1 protein-coding gene and 1 pseudogene are annotated in these 2,181 nt (G+C 78.7%); both read left to right on the top strand.

Going from position 1 to position 2,181, the window contains the following annotated elements:
- The coding region (locus ACYVI6_RS18555; RefSeq protein ID WP_460447773.1) for an LpqB family beta-propeller domain-containing protein at positions 1-1,726 on the top strand (1,726 nt) is incomplete at its 5' end.
- Positions 1,723-2,181: pseudogene (locus tag ACYVI6_RS18550) on the top strand (hypothetical protein); the annotation flags it as partial. The gene ACYVI6_RS18555 and the pseudogene ACYVI6_RS18550, both read left to right, overlap by 4 nt.

Genomic DNA, 2,181 nt, shown 5'->3' with positions numbered 1-2,181 from the left:
GGACGCGCTCGACGGCCTGCTGCTGCTGACGCCTGCCGCGTGCGGCGGCCTGCCCGACTCCGGGCCGGCCGGTGCCGGCGTCCCGGTCGACGAGGCGGCCGTCGAGCCGCTGCAGGCGGCGCCGCAGGGGCCGCGACCCGGCGCCGAGCCCGACGAGGTGGTGGGCGGTTTCCTGCGCGCGGGCGCCGGTTTCGACAACGACCACGCGGTCGCGCGCGAGTTCCTGGCCGGGTCCGTCGACCGCAGCTGGCGTCCCGAGCAGGCCACCGTCGTGTACGCCGACGACACCTCGCTCACCGTGCAGCGGCGGCCGGGGTCGCAGCCGGACGGGTCGGTGCGGGTCGAGGTCCGGGCGCCGGTGTCCGCCGTCATCGACGACCAGGGCGCGTACGTGCAGGCGCGCCCCGGGCAGCGCGCCGTCGCGTCCTTCGACCTGCAGCGCCGGGACGGGCAGTGGCGGGTGTCGCGGCTCGATGCGGGGTTCGGGCTGTGGCTGCCGCGCTACGAGGTGGACCGCGCCTACTCGCCGGTGCGGCTGAGCTACGTGGCGGCCGGAACCCGGGTGCTGGTGCCCGACCTGCGCTGGTTCGGCGGACCGCGGGCGGGCCTGGCGACCCTCATGGTGCGGCAGCTGCTCACCGGGCCGCCGGCGTGGTTGCGCAGCGCGCTGGTGAGCGGGGCGCCCCGCGGCACCCGGCTCTCGGTCGACGCGGTGCCGGTGACTGACGGCGTGGCGCAGGTCGACCTCACGGCCGAGGTGCTGACGGCCTCGCCGCAGCAGCGACAGCAGCTGTGGGCCCAGCTGGTCAGCACGCTCGGGCAGCTGCCGGGCGTGGTCGACGTCCGGCTCACCTCGGGCGGCACGCCGGTCTCGGTGCCGGGCGTCGAGCCGGGGGTCTCCGCGAGCACCACGCTCGGCTTCCTCGACGACGTGCGGGTCACCGGCGAGCCGCTCGCGCTGGTGGGTGACCGCTTCGAGCGCGTCGACACCGGCAGCGGCCAGCTCACGCCCGGCGGCACCGCGTCGTCCCTGCCCTCGGCCGCCGGACTGGCGCAGGTGGGCGCCGGGCCGGGGGCGGCCCCGTTGGTGGGGCTGAGCGAGGACGGCACGCGCCTGCTCCGCCTGCGCGGGCAGGAGCGCGACCGCCTGGTGTCCGGTGCCTCGCTGCTGCCGCCGTCGGTCGACGCGGAGGGTGTCGTCTGGACGGCCGACCAGACGCGCCCGGGCGGCGTGGTCGTGACCAGCGGCGTCGCCGGGGACGGGCGCGTCGACCGGCTCTCACCGGCCTGGCTGGCCGGACGGGTGGTGCGGGCCATCGACCTCTCCCGGGCGGGGGACCGCATCGCGGTCGTGTCGTCCGCGCCCGACGGCAGCCGACGCCTCGACGTCGCGGGCATCGTGCGCACGCCCGACCGTCGGCCCGTGCGGTTGACCGACGCGCTCCAGCAGGGTCGGTCGCTCACCGACGTGCGCGACGTCGCGTGGGCCGACCGCAGCGACCTCGTCGTGCTCGCGAAGGCGCCCGGCGGCGTGCTCCGGCCGTTCCAGGTGGCGGTCGGCGGCCTGACCACGGCGATGCCGCTGGTGACCTCGCCCCGCGCCGTCGCGGCCGGCGACGGCATGCGCGCGGTGTACGTCGTCGACGGCGCCGGGCAGCTGCTCACCCGCAGCGGCAGCGGCTGGCGCGTGCTCGGGCAGGCGAGGTCCGTCACCGTCCCGACGTGAGCCGGCACCGGCGAGCGCGGGGCGCGGCGCTGGGCGGGCTCGGCGGGCTGGGCGGGCTGGTGCTCGTCACGTGCTGTGCCGGCTGCGGCCGCGACGGCGAGGCCTGGTGCGGCGACTGCGCGCGGCTGCTCGGGGGACCGGTGCGCCACGAGGCACTCGCCCGCTCGGCGGGTCCGGTCCCCGGTCCGCGGCCGCGCCCGGACGCCGCGCGGCTCGACGGCCGGCTCGACGACCGGCTCGACGACCGGCTCGCGCTCTGGCACGCGGCCGACTACGACGACGCCCTGCGCACCGCGGTGACGGCCTGGAAGGACCGCGGGCGGGCCGACCTCACCGGCCCGCTGGCGGTGGCCGTGCGTCGTGCGGTCGAGACCGCGCTCGCCACCCTCCCGGGCGGCGGGGCGGACCCGCTGCTGCTGGTGCCCGTGCCGTCGTCGCCGCGCTCGCGCCGCGAG

The organism is Angustibacter aerolatus, from assembly GCF_054776675.1.
This window is presented reverse-complemented; position numbering and strand designations above follow the sequence as displayed.